The sequence below is a fragment of the Pedobacter sp. BMA genome, assembly GCF_001027745.1.
Taxonomy (GTDB): Bacteria; Bacteroidota; Bacteroidia; order Sphingobacteriales; family Sphingobacteriaceae; genus Pedobacter.
In genome coordinates, this window is record NZ_LECU01000009.1 from 34,797 (window position 1) to 55,615 (window position 20,819).

The 20,819-nt window shown below is 37.9% G+C and carries 25 protein-coding genes; 10 read left to right on the forward strand and 15 right to left on the reverse strand.

What is annotated here, in order from left to right; genetic code table 11:
* Window positions 1-15 precede the first annotated feature (15 nt).
* Window positions 16-1,821, reverse strand: a complete 1,806-nt coding sequence (locus tag AB669_RS19250; protein WP_047800991.1) for a glycoside hydrolase family 13 protein — start codon at window positions 1,819-1,821, stop codon at window positions 16-18.
* A gap of 201 nt (window positions 1,822-2,022) precedes the next feature.
* Window positions 2,023-2,496 carry a hypothetical protein gene (locus AB669_RS19255; RefSeq protein WP_156166797.1) on the reverse strand — a complete coding sequence of 158 codons (474 nt, stop codon included), beginning with the start codon at window positions 2,494-2,496 and terminating at the stop codon, window positions 2,023-2,025.
* A gap of 407 nt (window positions 2,497-2,903) precedes the next feature.
* Here AB669_RS19255 and AB669_RS19260 point away from each other — a divergent pair, with 407 nt between their 5' ends.
* On the forward strand, window positions 2,904-3,152 hold the full coding sequence (locus AB669_RS19260; RefSeq protein ID WP_047800993.1) for a hypothetical protein: 249 nt from the start codon (window positions 2,904-2,906) through the stop codon (window positions 3,150-3,152).
* Window positions 3,152-3,418, forward strand: coding sequence for a type II toxin-antitoxin system RelE/ParE family toxin (locus tag AB669_RS19265; protein WP_047800994.1), 267 nt, complete (start codon window positions 3,152-3,154; stop codon window positions 3,416-3,418). The genes AB669_RS19260 and AB669_RS19265 overlap by 1 nt, the downstream gene beginning before the upstream one ends.
* 77 nt (window positions 3,419-3,495) lie before the next feature.
* On the opposite strand, the gene AB669_RS19270 is transcribed toward AB669_RS19265, so the two are convergent.
* The 4 genes from AB669_RS19270 to AB669_RS19285 all read right to left on the reverse strand — a co-directional run bounded on the left by AB669_RS19270 (window position 3,496) and on the right by AB669_RS19285 (window position 7,418).
* Window positions 3,496-4,893 (reverse strand): serine hydrolase, encoded by a 1,398-nt coding sequence (locus AB669_RS19270; protein WP_053058485.1) that lies wholly within the window; start codon window positions 4,891-4,893, stop codon window positions 3,496-3,498.
* Between the two features lie 205 nt (window positions 4,894-5,098).
* Window positions 5,099-6,163, reverse strand: a complete 1,065-nt coding sequence (locus tag AB669_RS21660; protein ID WP_053058486.1) for a carboxymuconolactone decarboxylase family protein — start codon at window positions 6,161-6,163, stop codon at window positions 5,099-5,101.
* Window positions 6,164-6,178: 15 nt separating this feature from the next.
* Entirely contained in the window at window positions 6,179-6,589 is a 411-nt protein-coding gene (locus AB669_RS19280) for a cupin domain-containing protein (RefSeq protein ID WP_047801106.1), read from the reverse strand.
* 256 nt (window positions 6,590-6,845) lie between these two features.
* Entirely contained in the window at window positions 6,846-7,418 is a 573-nt protein-coding gene (locus AB669_RS19285) for a DapH/DapD/GlmU-related protein (protein WP_047801107.1), read from the reverse strand.
* Window positions 7,419-7,610: 192 nt separating this feature from the next.
* Here AB669_RS19285 and AB669_RS19290 point away from each other — a divergent pair, with 192 nt between their 5' ends.
* Together AB669_RS19290 and AB669_RS22600 are read left to right on the forward strand one after the other, a co-directional pair.
* The gene (locus AB669_RS19290) at window positions 7,611-8,507 is read left to right on the forward strand and encodes an AraC family transcriptional regulator (RefSeq protein WP_047800995.1); all 897 of its coding nucleotides are present in this window, start codon (window positions 7,611-7,613) and stop codon (window positions 8,505-8,507) included.
* 54 nt (window positions 8,508-8,561) lie between these two features.
* Entirely contained in the window at window positions 8,562-8,702 is a 141-nt protein-coding gene (locus AB669_RS22600) for a hypothetical protein (protein WP_369799789.1), read from the forward strand.
* Window positions 8,703-8,768: 66 nt separating this feature from the next.
* On the opposite strand, the gene AB669_RS19295 is transcribed toward AB669_RS22600, so the two are convergent.
* The 6 genes from AB669_RS19295 to AB669_RS19320 form a co-directional block, all read right to left on the reverse strand.
* Window positions 8,769-8,909 (reverse strand): hypothetical protein, encoded by a 141-nt coding sequence (locus tag AB669_RS19295; protein ID WP_156166798.1) that lies wholly within the window; start codon window positions 8,907-8,909, stop codon window positions 8,769-8,771.
* A gap of 178 nt (window positions 8,910-9,087) precedes the next feature.
* Complete coding sequence (locus tag AB669_RS19300) at window positions 9,088-9,525, reverse strand: hypothetical protein (protein ID WP_156166799.1); 438 nt, start codon at window positions 9,523-9,525, stop codon at window positions 9,088-9,090.
* A gap of 307 nt (window positions 9,526-9,832) precedes the next feature.
* A complete protein-coding gene (locus tag AB669_RS19305; RefSeq protein WP_047800998.1) occupies window positions 9,833-10,192 on the reverse strand; it encodes a hypothetical protein in 360 nt (119 codons plus the stop codon).
* A 162-nt stretch (window positions 10,193-10,354) separates the two neighbouring features.
* The gene (locus AB669_RS19310; RefSeq protein ID WP_047800999.1) at window positions 10,355-10,930 is read right to left on the reverse strand and encodes a hypothetical protein; all 576 of its coding nucleotides are present in this window, start codon (window positions 10,928-10,930) and stop codon (window positions 10,355-10,357) included.
* 286 nt (window positions 10,931-11,216) lie between these two features.
* Complete coding sequence (locus AB669_RS19315; protein ID WP_047801000.1) at window positions 11,217-12,128, reverse strand: AraC family transcriptional regulator; 912 nt, start codon at window positions 12,126-12,128, stop codon at window positions 11,217-11,219.
* Complete coding sequence (locus tag AB669_RS19320; protein ID WP_047801001.1) at window positions 12,115-13,092, reverse strand: NADP-dependent oxidoreductase; 978 nt, start codon at window positions 13,090-13,092, stop codon at window positions 12,115-12,117. Before AB669_RS19320 ends, AB669_RS19315 begins: the two co-directional genes overlap by 14 nt.
* A 459-nt stretch (window positions 13,093-13,551) precedes the next feature.
* Between AB669_RS19320 and AB669_RS19325 the strand changes: the two genes are divergently transcribed.
* Window positions 13,552-14,364 (forward strand): TlpA disulfide reductase family protein, encoded by an 813-nt coding sequence (locus AB669_RS19325; RefSeq protein WP_053058487.1) that lies wholly within the window; start codon window positions 13,552-13,554, stop codon window positions 14,362-14,364.
* Window positions 14,365-14,422: 58 nt separating this feature from the next.
* Here AB669_RS19325 and AB669_RS19330 read toward each other — a convergent pair whose 3' ends face one another.
* Window positions 14,423-14,827, reverse strand: a complete 405-nt coding sequence (locus tag AB669_RS19330; RefSeq protein WP_047801002.1) for a DUF1801 domain-containing protein — start codon at window positions 14,825-14,827, stop codon at window positions 14,423-14,425.
* Window positions 14,828-15,384: 557 nt separating this feature from the next.
* Between AB669_RS19330 and AB669_RS19335 the strand changes: the two genes are divergently transcribed.
* The 5 genes from AB669_RS19335 (at window position 15,385) to AB669_RS19355 (ending at window position 18,127) form a co-directional block, all read left to right on the forward strand.
* The gene (locus tag AB669_RS19335; protein ID WP_047801003.1) at window positions 15,385-15,762 is read left to right on the forward strand and encodes a hypothetical protein; all 378 of its coding nucleotides are present in this window, start codon (window positions 15,385-15,387) and stop codon (window positions 15,760-15,762) included.
* On the forward strand, window positions 15,762-15,980 hold the full coding sequence (locus AB669_RS19340) for a hypothetical protein (protein WP_047801004.1): 219 nt from the start codon (window positions 15,762-15,764) through the stop codon (window positions 15,978-15,980). Before AB669_RS19335 ends, AB669_RS19340 begins: the two co-directional genes overlap by 1 nt.
* Window positions 15,981-16,139: 159 nt before the next feature.
* Window positions 16,140-16,979, forward strand: a complete 840-nt coding sequence (locus AB669_RS19345) for a chromate resistance protein ChrB domain-containing protein (protein ID WP_047801005.1) — start codon at window positions 16,140-16,142, stop codon at window positions 16,977-16,979.
* A gap of 107 nt (window positions 16,980-17,086) precedes the next feature.
* Complete coding sequence (locus tag AB669_RS19350; RefSeq protein WP_156166801.1) at window positions 17,087-17,557, forward strand: hypothetical protein; 471 nt, start codon at window positions 17,087-17,089, stop codon at window positions 17,555-17,557.
* 3 nt (window positions 17,558-17,560) lie between these two features.
* On the forward strand, window positions 17,561-18,127 hold the full coding sequence (locus AB669_RS19355) for a chromate transporter (protein WP_053058488.1): 567 nt from the start codon (window positions 17,561-17,563) through the stop codon (window positions 18,125-18,127).
* 184 nt (window positions 18,128-18,311) lie between these two features.
* Here the strand turns inward: AB669_RS19355 and AB669_RS19360 are convergent, their stop codons facing one another.
* Window positions 18,312-19,532, reverse strand: a complete 1,221-nt coding sequence (locus AB669_RS19360; RefSeq protein ID WP_047801007.1) for a hypothetical protein — start codon at window positions 19,530-19,532, stop codon at window positions 18,312-18,314.
* A gap of 214 nt (window positions 19,533-19,746) precedes the next feature.
* Window positions 19,747-20,556 carry a class D beta-lactamase gene (gene blaOXA / locus AB669_RS19365; protein ID WP_197082444.1) on the reverse strand — a complete coding sequence of 270 codons (810 nt, stop codon included), beginning with the start codon at window positions 20,554-20,556 and terminating at the stop codon, window positions 19,747-19,749.
* Window positions 20,557-20,819: the final 263 nt, after the last annotated feature.

Here is a 20,819-nt window from a genome sequence, read left to right on the forward strand (position 1 = left end):
CAAGCAATGAGAAATTTATTTCGCGAGTACCACCAGATTCATAGGCGCAATCGTTACCGACTTAACCGTTTTATTTGAAAAGACCTCTTTATACTGGCTACCTTGTAATTTTGCACCTTTATACTGTATAGGCTGATCAGAACGGTTTACAAGCACCAGTACTTCCTCGTTATTGTATTTCCGGCTGAAAACATAGAATCTTTGGGCATCATTCTTTTCAATTGTGGTAAAGTCTCCGAGTTGCAGCGATTTATATTTTTTGCGCAATCCCATAAACTTCTGGTACCATTCAAAAAGATCCCTATTAAAGGCTACGTTATCGGCCTCATGTTTGGTCTGGTCCGGGTTGTGGGTTTCGGGATCGTATTTTTTGCCCTCCCAAATCATCGGCTTGCGGCAGTCAGGGTCATTGCCACCCCAAATACCTGCCTCATCTCCATAAAAAATCATCGGCGAGCCTAAATAGAGCATCTGAAAAGCAGCAATCAGTTTTTGTTTCTGTATCTGACTGGCCGTAGGCTTACGGGCATTATAAGTCTTGTTATTGCTCTTCTGGCTCCAGTTAAAATAATTCCCCCAATCGCCAAATTTCAACCCGTCAGGATTAGCAACAGCACTTGCCAGGCGGGTGGCGTCGTGACTGTTCATCAGGTTCTGCATGTTTAGCGCCACATCATTTCCAAAGGCCTCACGCAGTTCTTTCAAACGGGCGTCGAATGCTGTTACCGAAGACCCGGTTTTGTCCTGGATGAAAAAATCGTGCATAATGAACGCAAAATTGTAATTCATCGTCGCATCAAACTCATCACCCTGCAGGTAAGGTTTTGTCTGATCTATAGGATAAACCAACTCTGCAGTCATGTAAGCGGTTGGGTTAATGCTGCGCACCCATTTTCTCCAGTCTTTCCAAAATGGATGACCCACATCATATGCCACATCCAGGCGCCAACCATCAATCCCATCTTTTGTGCCCTTATCCATAGGGTTCATCCAGCGTTTAGTGGCGTTAAAAATATATTGTTTCGGGCCATCCACAATACCATGCTCATCTTCCTTAAATTCTGGCAATGTCTTTACGCCAAACCATCCGTTATAATCAAAAGTGGTACCCTTGGAGGCGTCGTTCCAGCTCTTCACCATAAACCAATTTGAGTATGGAGAAGCCTGCTGGTTTTTCTCCACATCGCGGAAGGCAAAACTTTTCACACCCATGTGGTTAAATACACCGTCAAAAATGATGCGCATATTGCGGGCATGAACCTCTTTAATCAGCCTTAAGGCTAAAAGATCGGCCTTCGTCCATACCCAGGTTTTTACGTCCAGCGGATTTTCCGTTTCCATCAAAGCGATATCTCCATTAGGGTCGGGGCCAAAGGTGGGATCAACGTGGTGGTAACAAAGGGCGTCATATTTGTGAGAGGAGGGAGACCAGAAAATAGGCGTCATGTAAATGGCATCAACCCCTAAAGATTTAATGTAATCCAGTTTATCGATAACGCCCTTTAAATCACCACCATACCGGCGACGTTGCAGGTTGTAGTAAATGTCCTTGCCGTTTTGCTGCTCGTAAGGCTGCAATTCATACCAGTCGCTCGTCCATGGATGGATCTGAAAAGGTGAGGTGGTATTAAACGGGTAAGCCCCGTCCTGATCTTCTGCTTTTGGATCATTGGAAGGATCGCCATTGTTAAAACGTTCCGGAAAAATCTGGTACCATACAATCCCCTTGCTCCATTCAGGCGTAAAACTTTTTTGGGCGAAAGAAGTAACAGATATTAATATTAGTCCGCCCAATAAGGCTGATCTGAGTATATGTTTCATAAAAAATTGATGTATAGAATCATTTACCTGACCTCAGGTAATTTCATCTACGGCGCAATGATAAGCAAAAACATTTGTACAAGTTGTTCATGAACTATTATGGTTACACTAAAAAAAATAGCAGAATTGTGCTATGAGACTTATGAGCGGTAAAAATCAGCAAAGTGTTTTTGATAAAAAAACAGGCACGTTTACGATTTATCATCCTCCGGTCGAAACCATACTGCAGTCCATCTCCAATGGTTCTTGCTCGAAAATGTGGTCGTGATTATCAAGCATACCGAAATACAGGTTGTGCTGACAGAGTGTGATGTTAATCTTTTCGATCGCCGATTCGTCTAAACCCTGGATGTTGCGCAAGGTTTCCATGTTGCTGTTTAATAAATCGATAATGGTATCAATTCCTTCCATTTCCAAAGGTCTATAAATCCGCCGGGAGGGAAACAACACATACAGGTGCCAGGAGCAAATGGTGCGAACGATGTTTTTATCATCTGCAGATAAATCAGGTGCTATTTCCAATGCTGTATGCAGCTGCGTTAAACAATTGCGCAACAAGTACAAATGATTAAAAAGGTTCGTTACCGTTCGTGGAATGGTACTTATTTGATTATAGCTGGATCGAAAGCCGATGAGCTTGGCATTATATTCGGTATAACTTTGTTCTATTATCATATTCATCCTTTAGCATACAAAAACCATAGCCCCCTGTTAGCTCAAAAGCCCTAGGATAGCTATGGTGTTACGCACATATGGGATGTCTAAAAGGTGTAATCGGGATGAGAAGCTTAACGCTTACGTTTTAAACTTAGAAAATATTTTGATTATATCCAATTGAAAAATGTTTATACCTCCGGTATTTTTTCTGATCCTCAAACATTGTTCTCATCAATACGGGTACTTTGCCTTCTTTTTTATGCCGGGATAGATACGACACCGTAAACAATGTTACAATCAATTTAATGAGTGAAGCTGAATGTTTCCATGGTACTGAATATCTTAGAATTGAGATGCAATAATATATTGTATACTTTGTGTATATAAAATGTTTTGTATATATTTACTTTATAAGATATTACGGAATGAAAAAGAACATTGATATTGATGAAAGTCTTTTAACTAAATTAAAAATATTGTCTGTTTTTGAAGAGGTGAGCGTTAAATCAGTTATGGAAAAGGCTGTTTCTTTTTATGTAGAATATAAAGAAAAAGAGCGGTTGAAGACATTGTCTGAAGAAGATAAAGAGGATTTGGGTTTATTATTACTTATGCAACAAGCAGATAGAAGTGATGTAGTAAGCCGTGAGGAATTAATTAAGGCTTTGGACTAATGGACATTATTTTTTTACGAAGTTTTTTAAATGATATCCAGAAACTCAACGATAAAAAATTGAAATCTAAAATCAAAGAATTCATTTTAGAGATTGAAAATGCTGAAAGCTTAGAAGAACTTGCAAATATTAAAATAATGAGAGGTTTTTCTACAGCTTATCGCTGGAGGGTAGGGGATTATCGATTGGGATTCTATAAGAATGAAAACACTGTTGAGTTAGCCCGTTTTGTAAAAAGAAACGACATATACAAGATATTTCCCTAATTGCACCAGTGATAGCAACTGTAAAAATTGATGTATGCGATAAGCACAAAAGTAAATTGTAAATGATATCTACCGCCTTATTTGCTAGTCTTCAGCTTGATCAAATCAAAAGATAAAGCATCAATACTATCATTAACATCAAACACATTTGATAAGATAACGACTGCCCTTTTTTCTTTAACATTCATTACAAACGAAGATGAATATCCGCCTGTTCCGCCGTTGTGCCAACATAATTCGTCGCCATTTGTAGATTCCACTTTGTGCCAACCTAAACCAATTTTGGTATCGCCTTTAATTACAAAGGTTGTTGTTCTCGTCATTTCAAGTTCTTTATTGTCAGGATTGAATTGTGCCTTTGCAAACTTTGCTAAATCTTCTGTTGTAGATAATATCCCGCCGGCAGCAAACAATACGTCAAAATCCCAATTCGATACGATCTCACCATTCTTACTAAGTCCCTTCACCAATCTATTCCCCAAATTTTTCGAACTTGTAAATGAATTTGTCATTTTATATTTATCGAAAACTTTCTTTTGTAACAGGTTCTGGAAGCTTGTTTTCTGAGATAAGCCTAGCGTATAGCCCAGCAGCCCGGCGCCGACGTTTGAATATGAATAGCTCGTGGATGGTTTATTTTCAAGTTTCACTACACTTTTAAGATACGCTTCAATTTTATTTTTATCATAAGTCTTATATGGATTTTGATCATTTGATGAATCCAAATTCTCAGGCAATCGGGGTAATCCAGATGTATGATTAGCTAAGCTTTCAAAAGTCAATTTGATACTGTCTTTGAAAGGAAATGGATAATATGAATTAATTTCATCCGTTAATTTAAACTTCTTACTTTCAACAAGTGAGGCTAACACTGTTGAAGTAAAAACCTTTGTTATTGAGCCAATTTCAAACAAATTACTCTGATTTACGGCAGGCTTTATAGTGTCATTTATTTTGATGATTCCATAGTAACTGGTTATTCCATTCTGGATGATGGCAATAGAAAGTTGCGCCTTATTAGGTAAATCTTTGGATTTTGCAAGAACGATATCGCCAATTTCCTTCGGATAACTGCCCAATGAATTTATAGTCTTATTTTCACGTACCTGGAGGTTTTTGTAAGGTTTTATAAAAAAACCGTTAATTTGGTTTTGATCATTAAGCGAAATGTTTACCGCCATAACAGATTTTTCAAATTTAGTTTTATACAGTGCATAAGTTTCCTGTTGAAAGCTGACGAACTCCATACTATCTATATTACCTGCCTGGTTTTTCACGTTGATTAGAAACTCTTTTGTTTTCTCAAGAGGCAATGCTTTTTTCATTTCTTGTGAGAAATGATTGAAAATCTCATCGTATTTATTCGCATTGTAGTTCCGCTGAAAATCGTCACCCGCAGCCTTATAATTCCCGTTCTGACCGAAAGCAAGGCTGGTAATAAAAATCGCTATTAGGGTGGCAAGGAGTCTTCTCATGGATTTGTTGTATTATAATACCACTAACTTATGCATAAATCTTAAACAATTACATTTTACATCATATAGCCATGCTATTTATTTCTATACATTTGTTATGCTTAATAAGCTAGCTAACAACATCCCGGTACCATATGGCTTTACGCAGTGAATATAACCGGACTTGACCGTCTTGAGGAGGGCTCATTTTGCTCTTCATTGTAGCCTAGTTTATTTTTTTGAAGATGCCTGGCATTGTTTGCGTATCAACATCTGTCATATCAACCAGCTTTAAAGATTTTACCATTTTCATAGTGGTGGTTTTATATTGCTGAAAATGTGGAGTTTTTAAATGTGACTGGTAAGCTTCTTTGTTGGCATAGATTTCGACAATTCTAACCTGAACCGGATTTTCTTTTTGATACATCGCGAACAGCGCTATAACCCCTGGTTCAATTTTCACTGATACAGCTGATTCTTCTTTAAGGATCGATTTGTATTCTTCCAGAAAATCAGGTAGTACCTCAATTTCGGAAATGCGAACCATCATGTCGGCTGCTATAACCGGGAGTTCAGGTTTATTTATTAATTTATATAAAACGTTTGCCTGAGTTTTGCTTACTAATTTTGCGATCATGTTTGCAACCTCTACGAGTTGTTCATTCGTGATGCCGGTATTGATTCCCATTTTGATGTGGGCTTGAAGCTGTGGTTCAACACCCGGCATCGCAGCCAATGCTGATATTGTGACTAATTCTCTTTGCTGATAGGTAAGCACATCACTTTCAAAAATATCGCCGAACAAATGCTCCTTCAAAAATGCATCAACCCTGGGTGCGAACTCACCAAAACCTGGCGCAGGCTTAGCCTGTGGCGTTCCTGTTAGCTGTTCCAGGACTTTCCTGCCCTGTTCGTATTTATCAGCTGTGTCACTTCTATTAGTTGTTGCCGGGCCTTGTTTATCAATAATTCCTTTCAATTTTCTCTCCTCCAATACTCCCATAAAAGTATTGATTGCGTTAAGGCTCCGGGGGAAACCACAATACGCGTACAGCTGAACGAGGACTTCTTTCGTTTCATTGACCGTAAGGCCCTCATCCAGTGCGATATGAAGTTGAATGTTGAGATTTTCCAAATCTCCCTTTGCAGTAAGAGCGGAAATCGTTACCAGACTTCTCTGTCCTGGATTAAGATCCGAAGTTTTAGATATTGTTTGTGCGTTCATGATTGTCCTTCCAACTATGATTAAAATGAAACAAAGCATCCATTTGAAAAACTTGATTTTACTCATGGTTTTTGTAATTAATTATTTATTTACTGCGTCAAATTCTTCGTCGCTCACTGGTTTAAGCCAGGTAACATTCTCCTCTCCTTTGTAATTGCTTATGGCAATATGTACCATCCGGGTATTCGCCGTTGCTCCGTGCCAGTGCGTTATATTCTCTGGAATATTAACCACATCACCTTTTTTTATTGATTGAGCAGATTTACCTTTTTCCTGGTAAAAGCCTTCTCCCTCAGTCACAATCAGTACCTGACCCTTAGGATGCGTATGCCAATTGGTTCTTGCTCCCGGTTCAAAAGTTACACTCCCCAGTGCAAATTTGTTGTTCCTGTCTTTTGCGAGTAAAGGCTTTAAGAATGCATCACCTGAAAAATATCTGTTTTCCAATTTGTCGCCTTTTGGAAAAAGCGAGTTCTCTGTTTGTGTTTCCATAGTTTTATTTTTTATATTTTGATAACAAGCTGTGGTTAGCGTAATCATAACTAACAGCATTATTAAATTTTTGATGTTTATTTTCATTTTATTTTCCAGTTCTATTTTTACTGCGAAGGTACCACTGACTTTAAGTGCCTCAATTCCCCCTTGCGCCATGTATTTTCCTGCTAATTTCCTTGCTACTAGCATGTAACTGAAGGCGAACAATATATGTAGCATCTATGGCAATCTCGCATCTTTGTAGATTTGATTGTTAAATTTTCTTAATATATCTAGCAGGTACACCTCCGACAACGGTATTTGTTGCTACGTCTTTTGAAACAACGGCTCCGGCGGCAACTACAGCATTTTCTCCGACGGTAATCCCCGGAAGTATGGTTGCTCCTGCACCAATCCACGCATTTCGTTTGATCACAATTGGCTTTGTAAGCAAAGCGCTTCTATCTGCCGGATCCAATGGATGATTTTCGGTCACAAGGTTAACCCTCGGCCCGATCAGAACATCATCTTCGATGGTGATACCGCCCATATCGAGAAATGAGCATGCATGGTTGATGAAGACGTTCTTGCCTATAGTGATAAACTTTCCGAAGTTGGTATAAAAGGGAGCAAAAATTGTCGTGCTTTCATCAATTCTGGTACTAATGATCTCGCTAAGTAGATCACGTATGGAATTGATGTCAGTCGCATTATTCAGCTGCCCGGAAAGCTTGATGGTTCTTCCCACCACTTCATTTATTTGATAATATTCAGGGTCGTTTAAACGAATGAGTTCACCTGATCTTAACCTTTCTAAAATATTTACTTGTTCATCTGCTGCATTCATTATCATCGAATTTGATTTGAAATACTGCTCCTGGTGAGCTTGCCTTTCTAAAATTTGTAATGCAAATATCGGCAGCAGTGCTGGCTTCGGTGTTATACAGAATACTGTTTTGTTTACCACTTTTACGGATTCTCCATTACACGTGAACTACGAAGGTTCATTTTTGCTAAATTTGATCTATAAACCAATGATATGGCAGAGGTAAAAAGATTGGACACTGTCCGCCAGTATAATGATTATGTCGGGGTAGATACACTGCATCCCTTAGTTAGTGTGGTTAATTTCAATGAAATTCCAACCATTATCCACTATCGACATTACATGGGTATCTATGCCATATTTTTCAAGAATATCAAATGTGGCAACATGACTTATGGTTGCCAAACCTATGATTATGAGGATGGAACCATGGTGTTTGTTCAACCAGGACAGGTCTACGGAATAGACAGCAATGGCAAAGCAGTGATTCCGTCAGGATATGGATTGGTATTTCATCCTGATCTGCTAAAGGGTACGCATCTCGGGAAAACCATAGGGGAGTATACCTTCTTTTCATATGAAGTTAATGAGGCACTTCACCTCTCTAAAAAGGAGAAAGAGACGATAATGGATTCCCTGAAAAAGATTTCTGCAGAAATAGAGCAGAACATCGACAAGCACAGCAAGACGCTGATCGTTTCCAACATCGAACTCTTCCTGAACTATTGTATGCGCTTCTACGATCGCCAGTTTATCACCCGTAGCCATGCAAATAAGGATATCCTGGTCCGCTTTGAAACCCTTTTGATCGATTATTTCCAGTCTGGCAAGGCATCAGCGCTAGGTCTTCCAAGCGTGGCCTATTGTGCAGATCAGTTGCACCTCTCATCGAACTATTTTGGCGACCTGATCAAGAAGGAAACCGGCAGTACCGCACTGGATTACATCCAAACCAAAATGATAGACCAGGCAAAAACCTATATTTTTGATCGCTCAAAAACCGTCAATGAAATTGCAAGCAGTCTCGGCTTTAAATATCAGCAGCATTTTACCAGGATTTTTAAGCAAAAAACCGGCATGACGCCGAATGAGTACAGAAATCTAAATTGACGTGATACCAAAAACGATAATGCCAATTAACGAAAAGATATATAACATTATTAAATTTCTGGTAGCGCATTTCTAACAGGAAAACCGGGGATGGCGATGTCGATCCTCCTATGCAACATTATCTATAACGTGTATCCAATATTGCTTCAGCAATACAATAAAACTAGAATCAATCAACTATTACGAGGCGAATGAAAGCACTCTTCGATATTTTCCTTTAATTCATTAGTGGAGTATGGATACAAAACTATGGTTTAAGAACTATTTTTTACCAGCTCTGCCAATTGCCTCAAGTTCCGCCATAAAAGTATTTGCGTCTTTGCTATTCCGGATTACCTTGGTTAAATTATCAGCGTTATGCTGATTAACCGTTTTAATATGCACAGATTGACTTCTTGCCATTTCAGTATATAGTTGCAGTTTTTGTTCAATTTGCTGATTTATAAGCAAATATAATTATTTAATTATTAGGTTTCATTGCCAACTTCATAATCGCCCTGAAAGGATGTGAACTCTGCACAACTATCATACACTGTCTTCAATGCTATACCTGACCGTCTTTAATATTGATAAGTCAGTATCATCTTTTTAAAGCCTTAAACATCTTCCAATGGTCGCTGTCTTTGATCAGAACGTAATCATAGATCGAAAATTTCTGATATTGATGAAGACCTGTTGTAACGAATGCGGTATCTTTTTTGATTACAAACTTCCCGATAGCTACGCGATTTTTTTTATCATTGAATGAAACCGGGCTTAGGTCTATGTGATCTTCATCTTTGGTAGAAGCAATATATTCTATTTTGAAACCTGAAATTTGTGTAGGCCAACTATGATGTTCTTTTTGCGGTTGGATTATAAATATCGTGTCAGATACAACATTGAGTATTTCCTTAGTGGCGATTTCATTTAATACCTCAGACATTATTTGTGTGGTATCATTAGTCTGTGCTTCCCGAACGTTAGATTTACACGCTATGAATGACAAAGCTATTAGCATGAGGTTAAGTTTCTTCATTGACTCATTCATTAGGTAATTATTTTTGACTAATTTTTTTCGAAAGTGTATCCTTTTCGTCTTCTAGAATACAATATTTATAATAATTGGTTCTGTAGGTATTATGTAAGGGTCATTTTTATGTTCGGTTCTAATTGGTGCCAACAAGTAGCCGTCATTAGTAAAAATATGAAGTTAATCCACTGAGTAACCACATCGGTTTTATTTATGCATCACGATTTTGAACTGTGTTAAAAATTTAGCTCCGTGCAATTGACTTGTCATACTGATCTACCGCCAAATGTATGGTTATTGCAATGATGCAACTTTAAGAAATCGTTTTGATGATGTATGATATATTTTCCCAGTAAGGATAGCTCCAGATATTGAAAAAAGAGCCCACCAAACAAATATTGATCATAACAATCACCTCACATAACAAAATTTTTTTCAATACAGCAATGTGTCCTTTTAATATAAAATAGTTATACGGCAGTAAAATAAACAACAGAAAAAGTGGGGCGATCCCAAAAAATAAATAAGGTGCGTATGCTTTTTCGTATTCCAGAAATGTGCCACCAAACATTTTTGAGCCATATCTCTCCAATTTAATATAATCAAACAAGATTTTTATACCCGGAAGGGCTATAAAAGCCAGGGCTAGGTTGGTAAATATTCTACGTTTCATATTTTGCACCACTTTTTTTAAAACTCAATGAAATAATCAAGATAGTCATCAGATCCTAGTTGCGTTTCAAGTTTTTTTTCGATGTATAACCACTGTTCAAAACAACCAAGCGAAAAGTCGCGTTTTATTGTTAAACTGACGTGGAAGGGGAGGGTTATAGATTTAATCAACAATTGTATAGGTCAAAATATCAGTACCTCTACAACCATAAATTGAGTTCTTCACATCATTTTTAATGATTACATCTTTGCTGTTATAGTAACGGGAGTAGGCTATGTACTCTCCTGAAACTGTTTTCTTGTCAATCACATACATGTGCCAGAAATTATTTCCCGATGGCAAAGAGACAATTACCTTTCTACCGGCGGCCAATTCAGCATCTATCCTACTAAACAAGCGATCAAATGGGAATCCATCTCCTCTGGTTAAGTTGAACTGGTGCTTAAATTTTAGACATGATAAGGTCTTACCGTCGAAGTTTCCGAAAGTGCCATCAGCTTTGTTTTTCCAGTCGTTTTGAAGTTTATAGTAGTTAGCGGCAACACGATTGTTGTACTTCAATACCATTTCAACTGACATTGGGATACATGACATACCGTAGAGCTGTTTGTGCTTTGAAGCAATCGACGCAAGTGATTGTTTTTCCTTTTTATTTTTGGAAGGGTCATTTTGTACATTAAGCACCAGAGCACTTCCAAAAATAAGTATTGAAAGAGACGTTATTAGAAGTGTTTTCATTAATTATATAATTAATACACTAATCTAGTGATTATTTTGGTTTAGAAAAATGATAAAGCTGATGACAACAATCCAGCTCAATCCAGATTGTATACCTTCCAATGTCCGCAGTTTTTAACAAGAACGTCAAAAAGCTCACAAATGACAAATGTCAGTTTAGCATCTGGTGACAAAAAAGTGTTTTGCTTATAAAAAATGGAGTTAGTGGCTCATCGACATAGCAATTGCGAAGGTTGCATTATGATAAAAAATGGGTGCGGTTTTTTAAAAGGGTTTACCATCTTTTTCAGTTAAAAGACTGTCTGAATTCCTTTGGCGAAAGATTTGTTTTTACCTTAAAAAGTTTGCTAAATGACTGAATATGCTCAAATCCCAATGAGTAGGAGATTTCACTAATTGTCAATTGTGATGTAGATAATTTTTCCTTTGCTTTCTCAATCAGTTTATCATGTATAAGTTGCTGCGTAGTTTGTCCCGTTAGCATTTGAAATAAACTGGAAAGATATTTCGGGGAAACATTCAACTGTTGTGCAATGTGTTGAACGGTTGGCAAACCTACATCAATTAAATTTTCCCGGTTAAAATAATCGTTTATTAAAACCTCAAAATCTTTCAATATCTGATGGTTACTTTTTTCTCTGGTAATAAACTGACGGCTGTAAAACCTATCAGCGTAATTCAAAAGAGTTTCAATCTGAGAGATGATAATGTGTTTGGTGAATTTGTCAATGTTGGATTGGGTTTCCTTTTTAATATTTTGAATAATATGGTTGATGGTTTCCTCTTCTTTTTCAGAAAGAAAAAGCGCTTCGTTTAGCGTATAACCCCAAAAATCATAATTATTGATCGTTTTTGCCAAAGATGTATTCCAGATAAAATCAGGATGGATATAAATAGCCCATCCTGATTTTTTCACTTCTTTATCTTTGTTGTCAGCAGTCATGCTAAACACTTGTTTGGGCGACATAAAAGACATCACACCTTCATTAAAATCAAACGGTTGCTGTCCGTATTTTACTTTGACATTGTGCATTCTTTTCACAGCGATCGAATAAAAATCCAATATCAAATGTTCTGAATTGCCACCGTGCGAATCCGGATGTGCATCTGCAACATTTATGACGCTAATGAGCGGATGGTCTGGTTGTGGCAGATTCGTATATTCGTGGAATTCACTGATGGTTTTAATATGCTTCATTAGTCTGTTCTCTTACCTGCAATATTACTTTCCCGTTAACAGATTTACTTTCCATTAACTGGTGAGCTTCAACAGCATCACGCAGTGCGAAGATTTTACCTTGTGGAACTTTTACCTGTCCTGACTCTATAAGTTTTGCGATTTCTTCCAAAGATTCTTTTTTTGCCTGGTTCGCGGAAAGTTCACCCTTACAATTCTTTTTGTTAAGTGCATGAATTACTTCATCATTAAAGGCAAAATCGGTATTTACGCTCACAAAAATACCACTCTGCTTTAACACTTGTACAGATTTTATCCGTTCATTGTTATCGCGAACCGATGAAACTTCTAACACAATATCGACTTCCTGTACTAAATCTTCAAATTTTTGTGTTCTGTAGTCGATCAATTCATCTGCGCCGATTTGTTCAAGGTAATCAAAGTTATTTGCAGATGCAGTTCCTATAACATAAGCTCCTATTGATTTTGCAAACTGCACAGCAAAACCACCTACACTGCCTGATGCACCTTGAATTAAAATCCGTTGACCCATTTTTAATTTTCCAAATTCAAACATGGCAGTCCACGCTGTAAGTGCCGCCAATGGAATTCCTGCTGCATCATTAAAACAAATATTCTTTGGTTTAATTGCAAATTGTGATGCCTTTGCAACGACATATTCTGCATAACTCCCGTCGCCGGGGAAATTCGGCACCCCGTAAACGGCATCTCCTTTTTGAAATCCGGTTACTTCATCGCCCAATTCTTCTATAGTTCCTGCTGTGTCCCAACCAGGCGTCATCGGCAAGCTGAGAAGGGAGCTTAGTGCAGCATTACTGCCGGCACGTACCACAAGATCTACAGGATTTATGCCGCTTGCATATACTTTCACCAAAATTTCATCCGGTTTAGGTACAGGCCTGTCTATTTCTTTTAATTCCATTACTTTCGGTAGTCCGAATTCGCTAATTCTAATTGCTTTCATAAACCTTATTTTTCTCGTGAATAAATTGCTTATCAGGATTCTAATTGAGAGGAGTTTGTTCTTTTATATATTCTTCATCTGTTGTTTTTGTAATAACCACACAGCGTTTCTATTTTCCTACTTGTGAATAGCAGCGTAAGTAAGTGTTTGATTATTCGTTGTGCCATTTCTGGTGCTTCGATGGTAGGAGGGCTTCCTGCTTGGTTAATCTTAACTTTTTCAATTTTGCTAAATTTCATTTTCTTTGTGATACAAAGGTTAGAAATGATTGAAAGACGGAGTTAGCCAAAACACCTTTTGTTTAAGTCAAAAAACCAGTTAAAATTTGAATTTATTTGTAATGCTTTTTTTCGCTTTTTTCAGTATTATTACCAACTACTGCCCGAAATAGTAATAGGTCATCGTGATTTATCAAAATGCAAGTGTTTACAGATTTAATCAATAGCTAAATTCTGAAAGATGAAATACCTCACAACATTACTGCTCTTTTTCACTGTAACCCTCAGCTTTGCTCAACAGGAATACCAAGTTAATGTGAAAGAGGACAGTTTGATTAAGATTGCTGATGCTCAATATTCAGATCCTCAGTTAAGGGAAAAGGAAAGAAAGAAAGTCAGGCGTACCATTTTCTTAGCGGAAAAGGACAGCACATTAAACCTTATCAGGGAAAATATTGATTCGAAGGTATCACTTCAAAAATTTATTATTTATGCCATGGTTCCCTTCCGGCCTGTAGCGGAATTAAGAGATGTGTTCAGCGGATTTTCTAACGAGGTGAAGAGGAGTAAAAAAGGTCTATATGTCGATAGCCTGTTAAGTGTACAAGAAAATATGTCGAAAGATGGAATAGAGGTTGGCGAGCTTATGCCGGTTTTTTCTCTACCTAATACAAGAGGGACTTTGCTAAATAGTACGGATTTATTTAACAAATACACATTAATCGATTTCTGGGCCAGTTGGTGTACTCCCTGCAGGGCTGAAACTCCAAATCTTATTTCTGCATACAAAAAATTTCATAAAAAAGGTTTCAATATAGTGGCTGTTTCAATTGACAAGGAAAAAGACAAGGCCAAATGGCTGGCCGCGATCGAAAAAGATAAGGCCGATGTTTGGGAAAACCTGTTTAATCCTGTGGGAACGGATAACATAGCCAAAAAACTTGGTATAAACGCCATCCCGGCCAATTACCTAGTAGATACTAATGGAAAAATTATTGCTAAAAACCTGAGAGGTGGCGAGCTCGGGAAATTACTAGAAAAGCTATTGCCATAATACAAAGCAATTCTTTGAATTTTATCAATCTTCAATTGTTCAACAACCTTTTGGATAATTAGTTTTTTGTTGCCTGTAGCCATTCAGCCACGATGTCTGCTAATTCTACTTTTCCGTTTTCAATGTCAAGTAAACTTTTGAAAGTTATAACTGCCCGGTCATTTTCTTTCCAAACCAACATTTTGCTTTTATTTAATATTAATTTTTCTTTGGGCTGTATCTGCTTTTTAACTCCTCTGTGAAAAATAAGGGAGACTTGTTTTATTGGAGGTTGAATTTTCATCGTAATTCTGTCCTCATTATTAAAGGAATAATTTGGTCCGTTCCATTTTATATTTTCTTTCAAAGCTGCGTTTGAAGATAGTATACAGATCCTTAATTGTTCAATTTCATTTCTAAACGGATGGTTTTGCACATCCAGGAAGTCAGTTACTTCACCATTCATATTGCTTTCCTCTGCCATTTTTATTTTCTTATGTTTTTTGTTGGTTCAATCTATATAAATAACTCCTCTGTGCATGGGCAAGATCTTTCTGCCTAAAATTTTGTCCTATTTTCCTTTATTCCCTAATTGCTCTCTTGACTGGAACAACCAATGTATTTGACCCTGCATCGCCGAATTCATAAACGTAAGATATTTAACGAGTTGAACCAAATTTTAGTTCCCTCACTGCCTAATTCTTATTTAGCCTTTTCTATTTGATACACCAATTGTTTTTTGGAGATTCCTTTAACTTCAATATCCGCAATGGGTGAAAAGGCAAACTGATTTTTTTGCAGCGTATTTTGATATATACTTTCAGAAATAACCAGATCCGCATTATATTCCGTGCAAATCGTTTGCATCCTTGAACATAGATGAAGCACCCCACCGTGATAGGCAATTTCAGTGAATCAAATTGTTTCTAATGGACAGGATACCAACCCTATATTTTCATTTTGTTTATTAGCATTAGTAAGCGCTATAAATTGTTTATAAACTATTTTGTTTTTACTAAAAAAGTTAGCAAACTTTGTTTTATGAAAATTGTGAACGGTACAAATCAGCAAAGCGATTTTGATAAACAAGTAGGCGTGTTTACCAGTATGGCGATAGTGGGTGAAGCAAAAAGGGCTAACTGCTGGCTCTACAATAAATTAAACAATACCTGGTACACTCCTGAAGAATTTTACGAAAAGTATTCAAACCACAGGGATACCAACTTCAACCTCAGAACCTTACTCGAAAACATTTCAATCATCGATCCCAATAAAGGCATCAAAGCCTATCACAAAGCATTAGCCGATAAGTTAGCAAAGTTCGAGGCTGAAACAAAAGAGCTTCGTGAGCGGGGAGAGGTCTTTTCACAACGCGTTATCAATTACTACCAGGCAAAATCAAAAGATAAATACAAATAATGAATATTAAAGCAGCAACCGAAAAAAGAGAAATTAAAATAGGGTCCGACCTGATCAGTATTGAACCAGTAAAAGGCGATAAAACGCTTTTTAGAATCAGCATCCACCAAACGTTTAAAGGGTACATCATCAAGCAAGACGGTCAGTATTCAAAAACAGCCGGCAGTGATATTCACGATTTAATCTTTGCCAGAGTATGTCACATCTTATCTCAATAAAGTTTGTCGGACCTTTCCTGATGGAGATAAAGTTGTTGAAGGATCTGCACCGAACGGAGGTGGAGGTAGTTGTCATTTAACTCGTTTAAATCCCGGCTTATGGCATTTACATCATTTGATGACAGATCATATCTCATTATTTCTAATTAGTTTTGGATCATGAACTGGATCACCCGAGAAAGACCAAAGATTGACAGAATAGCCTGCCCCTGGCTGATCAGGAATTTTATTGATCCTGATGCTGTTTTTTATTACGTGCCTTTCGATACGGTTATAGAGAAAGCCAGTGAATTAAACGCTACCCCATTTGACGTACTGGGAGTGGAGCTGACACATAAAAACGGTCTTTGTACTTTTGATGTTCTGCTTCACAAATATAAGCTGGATGATGCTGCTTTGCAGGTCATGGCGCCCATCGTAAGGGGAGCAGATACCGATCAGCATGGTCTTGCAAGTCAGGCTTCCGGACTATGGGCAATTGCCGCGGGCATGGCATATAATATCAAGGATGACCAGGAATTGCTAAAAGCAGGCATGATCATTTATGATGCATTGTACACATGGGCCAAACACCTTCAGGATGTGAGGCACACCGAAAGCCCAGTGGAGCAACTTCTGGTGGATGTCTATCAAAAATTTTTAAAGCAGGGCAAGGGTAGCAAGATTCCCGCGTGGGCTAAAGAATTGAAAACCATTATACAGGATCAGATCGATACCAACCTGGCATTGACCCTGACCGGAATCTCCAGTGAGCTCAACATAAACCCGGCCTACGTATCAAGGGAATTTTCCAAATATTTTGATAATCTTTCCTTCGGTGAATACATCCGTAAAATACGAATTGAGAAAGCTATTAAGTACATCCAGACCTCAGATTATGCCTTATCTGAGATCGCCTATCTGACCGGATTTTCTGACCAGAGCCACTTTACACGTATTTTCAAGCTGGAAACCGGACGTACTCCTTCAGAATTTAAGAAAAACAGGAGCAAAAGGTAAGTTACATACCAAGAGTAAATCCTGTTCTATTTTAGCACCGGAGAATCCCATAATCTTGTGGTATGCAAACACAAGTAAACAAAATTCTTATCTGTTTAGTCCTGATTATGATAAACGCTTGCATCAGTTCAGGGCAAACAACGCAAACCTATCCCAAATTGGCCGGCTATATCGGGATCGTGCATCCTATCGTCACATTTAGTTCGCAAGGCACGCACAGCAACTTTAAAGATAGCTATACGGTAGGTATGCCCATTGGAATCAATATCTGGAAAAGTGCCAAAATCGGTTTCTCCACTGAAATTGTCCCAACAATAAAGGCCACAAATAGTAGCAGCAAAGTCAGTAATGTGCTTTTTCATCCGGGTATACTCGTGGCTCTGGGCAGTGGCTTTACTTTTGCAGGACGCGCCGCTTTTGAAACTTCAGGGCGTTATGGGCTAACCCCGGTTATCAATAAAACGGTGAAGAAGAATAAAGGCAGCAGCTATTTTGTCGCTGTTCCGCTTCCAGTAAGATTTGGAAATGATCAGCCTTCATCTTTTGGTATTGGCTTTCAATTTGGCATTGCTTTTTAGTTTATGGAAAAATTACCTGCACGATACAGCCTAATCGATCTGGTCCTGTATTTTCTAAAATTGGGTACATGGGGTTTTGGAGGTCCGGTTGCCCTTGTCGGATACATGTACAGGGATCTTCCTTTTTTGCACAGCGGTGCGGTAGATCAATATCACTGGTTGAATGAACAGGAGTTTGTCGATGCGGTAGCGGTAGCCATGATTACACCAGGCCCTGTTGTGATTACGGTTGCATTTATCGGCTATCTGGTGGCAGGCTTTCCGGGTGCATGTGTAGCAGCGTTTGCTACCTTTCTTCCTTGTTACCTGTTCACGGTGGCTTTAGCCCCGTCCTTTAAAAAGATCGCCAGGAACGCGAGCATTAAAGAGTTTGTGAATGGGATAACGGCAGTGGTAGTCGGCGCTTTGGTCGGTGCGGTGATCATTATTGCCAGTAGGGCAATTGTCGATATTCCAACTGTAATAATAGCTGTGGTTGCCGCCATAATATTGATCTTCAGCAAGAAAATCAAAGAACCGCACATCATATTGCTGGCTGCCATAACCGGCTTAATGATCAAGGGCCTCTGATTAATGAACCTGCACTTACCCGTTGGTGGTTTATCCAAATTTTTGTAGATTAGGGTTATGTGTTACAGAGCCACCCAAAAAAGCAAAACCTACATTCTTGTCGGGAAAGGAATTACCCTAATTGATTTTGATGATATGTAAGTGCAGCGAATGGCATAAGTCCCTGGTAAAGTTGTTGTTTTCGCTAACCTAACTCACAACACTCAAGTTTAATCCATAAGGAAGTTCTCAGGTATTTTTGTTCGTCTATACTATTTCCTAACCAGGAATTTCCTTTGTAAAAATGATTGAGTCGCGTTTGGAGTCTTGTCGTTTCCCATTTCAATTCGTCTAACGTTGATACCTTCGGCATGTATCTGATTACAAACATTAAATAACCTTTCCTTACATCAATGAGAATTTCAGAGGTATATTCATCGCGGTTTAACTGAGCCCTGGTCAGCATTTTTGATACCAGGCTTACATAAATTAAAGAAATAATTTTATATCTGTGAGGGTTTACTTTACATATGATTCTAATATTACTATTACCCTTGTTTAAGAATTCATAAAATCTGATCAGATTAGTTACCTGTTTGATTTCCAGTTCTAATAACACCACATTTTTATTGTGAATAAGGCTAGCATATCTGGTCATCGCATGAAAACTTTCTACCGCCTCTGCAAGTTCTTCATTTGATTCATCCTGCTCAACTTTGAAAAATTTAAGCGCGGCATAAATCAGGCTAAAATTCATATCCCTTCGAAGTCTTGTTTTCGCATCATCAGTAATTTTTTTCCTGAGCGCTCTATTTTCTGCCATTAACATTTCATCTGCCGTTTCCAACTCACGATTTTGATTCAGTCCTTGTTGCCATAGTTCGTGCTGCTGTTCTTGTTGCCGAATCCGGTCCTTCAGCATATCACATTCAACCTGCAGTTTCCCGATTTCGTTACTTAATTCCCCATTTTCAATACCTTCCTGCGCGGTATAGTAATCACTAATCATGTAAAAGAACGCAGTAGCCATTAATATATGAAATAAGCCTGCTAAAATCATATATCCTAAAGAAATGCTGCCGGGGGTGCCTGCTTTATATGCCCAGTTCGCCCCGGTGGTGTAAACTATTACCGAAAAGAATCCGAAATAAGACAACAGTTCAACCGTAACCATCAATAAACCTAAAATCAACGCCTCATTTCTGTTGCGTTTTATACAGCTCATTGTGGTCAGAAAGTGGTGATAGAAGAGCAGAATATTCGGAATGAGCAAGAGGTAGTAGGTGATGGACGGCTCCATGGAAAATACATAGCCACTTAGCCGATGAAAGCCAAAAATGATTAATAATAATAACGCCTGAGGCCCATATCGCTTTACAGCCATATCCGCAGGTGATTCCGGGTCTGGTGAATGTTGTTTGCTCATGATGAAGAAAGTTAATTAAACCGCCATCATGAAAATGAACAACAACAATAGGTAAGGCTAATATAAATATTCAGGGAATTTAAAACAACAATTTATTGGGGCGGATATCTTGCCAACATAGAATTCCTCTGGTACTCGCATTTCCGCCAAGAAAACAATTGAAGGAAAGCGCTCCATCATGCTTGTACCTCAAAGCGCTCCCGAACTGGAAAACCTATTTTAAAGCACCCATTTCACCAAGAATAATATTCGAAATTTCAATACGAGCATTATTGAAATCAGGATTCTTTTCTGTTGTTTGAATGCAATTTGAAAAATAAAAAACATTGTCTTTAGTAGTTACATAACCAACATACCACCCAATATATTTACCATCTTGCTTTCCAGATCCAGTTTTGGCACGCAAAACGTAGTTTGGGTTATTATCAACAACCATAATATCTTTTAAGATATCCATTGACGATTTAGAAAAAGGTAGTTTGCCACTTTGCAACTTTCTCAAAAAATCGATCTGTTGATTTGGTGTTACCCGGAGACTACCTGTTAACCAGAAAGCATCAATACCTCCGCTAATATCCTTGTTACCATAATGCGCCCGTTCTATTGATTCTTTCATTCTTGTTTCTCCGACTCTTCTTGCCATCTCCTGATAGAACCAGACAGTTGAATTTTTAAAAGCCTGTCTCATATTGGTGTCATGGTTCCAGGCCGGATTTTGACGTTCTTTACCATCCCATTTGATGATTGCATTTTCATCACTGATAACTTTGCTATCAAGTGAGATTAAAGTATTACAAATTTTAAAGGTCGATGCAGGAGTAAAGAATTGAGAAATTTGTTCCTTATTATAATAAGTGTATTCATCTTTATTTTGGTTATAAATCACAAAAGACCCCTGTACATTATATTTATCATAAAATTTCTTAAAATCGTCCCTAATTACCTCATTTGGCAGATTATTAAAGGAACTTGTTGCTATCAGAATTAATAGAAGTACAAAGATTGCTACAGGCTTTTGTTTCAAATTTAGTATCATAGGGAACATAGATAAATAGTAAAATCTAAAGTACAAATTTTAGTTTATGCTTAATGTAGTTACTTCACTTACAAGTATGGAAAAAAACACAATCTGGTATTGCTGGTTCACAAAATTGGCGATATGATCATGCATTGTGATTGGTAGAATTGTTTTTGGATATAGTTGTTGTTTGAATAATCGCAAAGGGGGGGGGGACATTAAGTAAATTTTAAAAAACATTTTCTTTAATAAATTAAATCGTAATATTG

Bases quoted from the DNA above. Each gene is read 5' to 3' on its own strand.
- AB669_RS19330 (WP_047801002.1), bottom strand. From the start codon at position 14,827: ATGGCAGAGGAAAGCAATATGAATGGTGAAGTAACTGACTTCCTGGAT.
- AB669_RS19265 (WP_047800994.1), top strand. From the start codon at position 3,152: ATGGACATTATTTTTTTACGAAGTTTTTTAAATGATATCCAGAAACTC.
- AB669_RS19300 (WP_156166799.1), bottom strand. From the start codon at position 9,525: ATGAAGAAACTTAACCTCATGCTAATAGCTTTGTCATTCATAGCGTGT.
- AB669_RS19325 (WP_053058487.1), top strand. From the start codon at position 13,552: ATGAAATACCTCACAACATTACTGCTCTTTTTCACTGTAACCCTCAGC.
- AB669_RS19250 (WP_047800991.1), bottom strand. From the start codon at position 1,821: ATGAAACATATACTCAGATCAGCCTTATTGGGCGGACTAATATTAATA.
- AB669_RS19335 (WP_047801003.1), top strand. From the start codon at position 15,385: ATGAAAATTGTGAACGGTACAAATCAGCAAAGCGATTTTGATAAACAA.
- AB669_RS19255 (WP_156166797.1), bottom strand. From the start codon at position 2,496: ATGATAATAGAACAAAGTTATACCGAATATAATGCCAAGCTCATCGGC.
- AB669_RS19320 (WP_047801001.1), bottom strand. From the start codon at position 13,092: ATGAAAGCAATTAGAATTAGCGAATTCGGACTACCGAAAGTAATGGAA.
- AB669_RS19310 (WP_047800999.1), bottom strand. From the start codon at position 10,930: ATGAAAACACTTCTAATAACGTCTCTTTCAATACTTATTTTTGGAAGT.
- AB669_RS21660 (WP_053058486.1), bottom strand. From the start codon at position 6,163: ATGAGTAAAATCAAGTTTTTCAAATGGATGCTTTGTTTCATTTTAATC.
- AB669_RS19345 (WP_047801005.1), top strand. From the start codon at position 16,140: ATGAACTGGATCACCCGAGAAAGACCAAAGATTGACAGAATAGCCTGC.
- AB669_RS19315 (WP_047801000.1), bottom strand. From the start codon at position 12,128: ATGAAGCATATTAAAACCATCAGTGAATTCCACGAATATACGAATCTG.
- AB669_RS19285 (WP_047801107.1), bottom strand. From the start codon at position 7,418: ATGAATGCAGCAGATGAACAAGTAAATATTTTAGAAAGGTTAAGATCA.
- AB669_RS19355 (WP_053058488.1), top strand. From the start codon at position 17,561: ATGGAAAAATTACCTGCACGATACAGCCTAATCGATCTGGTCCTGTAT.
- AB669_RS19295 (WP_156166798.1), bottom strand. From the start codon at position 8,909: ATGGCAAGAAGTCAATCTGTGCATATTAAAACGGTTAATCAGCATAAC.
- AB669_RS19280 (WP_047801106.1), bottom strand. From the start codon at position 6,589: ATGGAAACACAAACAGAGAACTCGCTTTTTCCAAAAGGCGACAAATTG.
- AB669_RS19350 (WP_156166801.1), top strand. From the start codon at position 17,087: ATGATAAACGCTTGCATCAGTTCAGGGCAAACAACGCAAACCTATCCC.
- AB669_RS19290 (WP_047800995.1), top strand. From the start codon at position 7,611: ATGGCAGAGGTAAAAAGATTGGACACTGTCCGCCAGTATAATGATTAT.
- AB669_RS19360 (WP_047801007.1), bottom strand. From the start codon at position 19,532: ATGAGCAAACAACATTCACCAGACCCGGAATCACCTGCGGATATGGCT.
- AB669_RS19305 (WP_047800998.1), bottom strand. From the start codon at position 10,192: ATGAAACGTAGAATATTTACCAACCTAGCCCTGGCTTTTATAGCCCTT.
- AB669_RS19340 (WP_047801004.1), top strand. From the start codon at position 15,762: ATGAATATTAAAGCAGCAACCGAAAAAAGAGAAATTAAAATAGGGTCC.
- AB669_RS19270 (WP_053058485.1), bottom strand. From the start codon at position 4,893: ATGAGAAGACTCCTTGCCACCCTAATAGCGATTTTTATTACCAGCCTT.
- AB669_RS19260 (WP_047800993.1), top strand. From the start codon at position 2,904: ATGAAAAAGAACATTGATATTGATGAAAGTCTTTTAACTAAATTAAAA.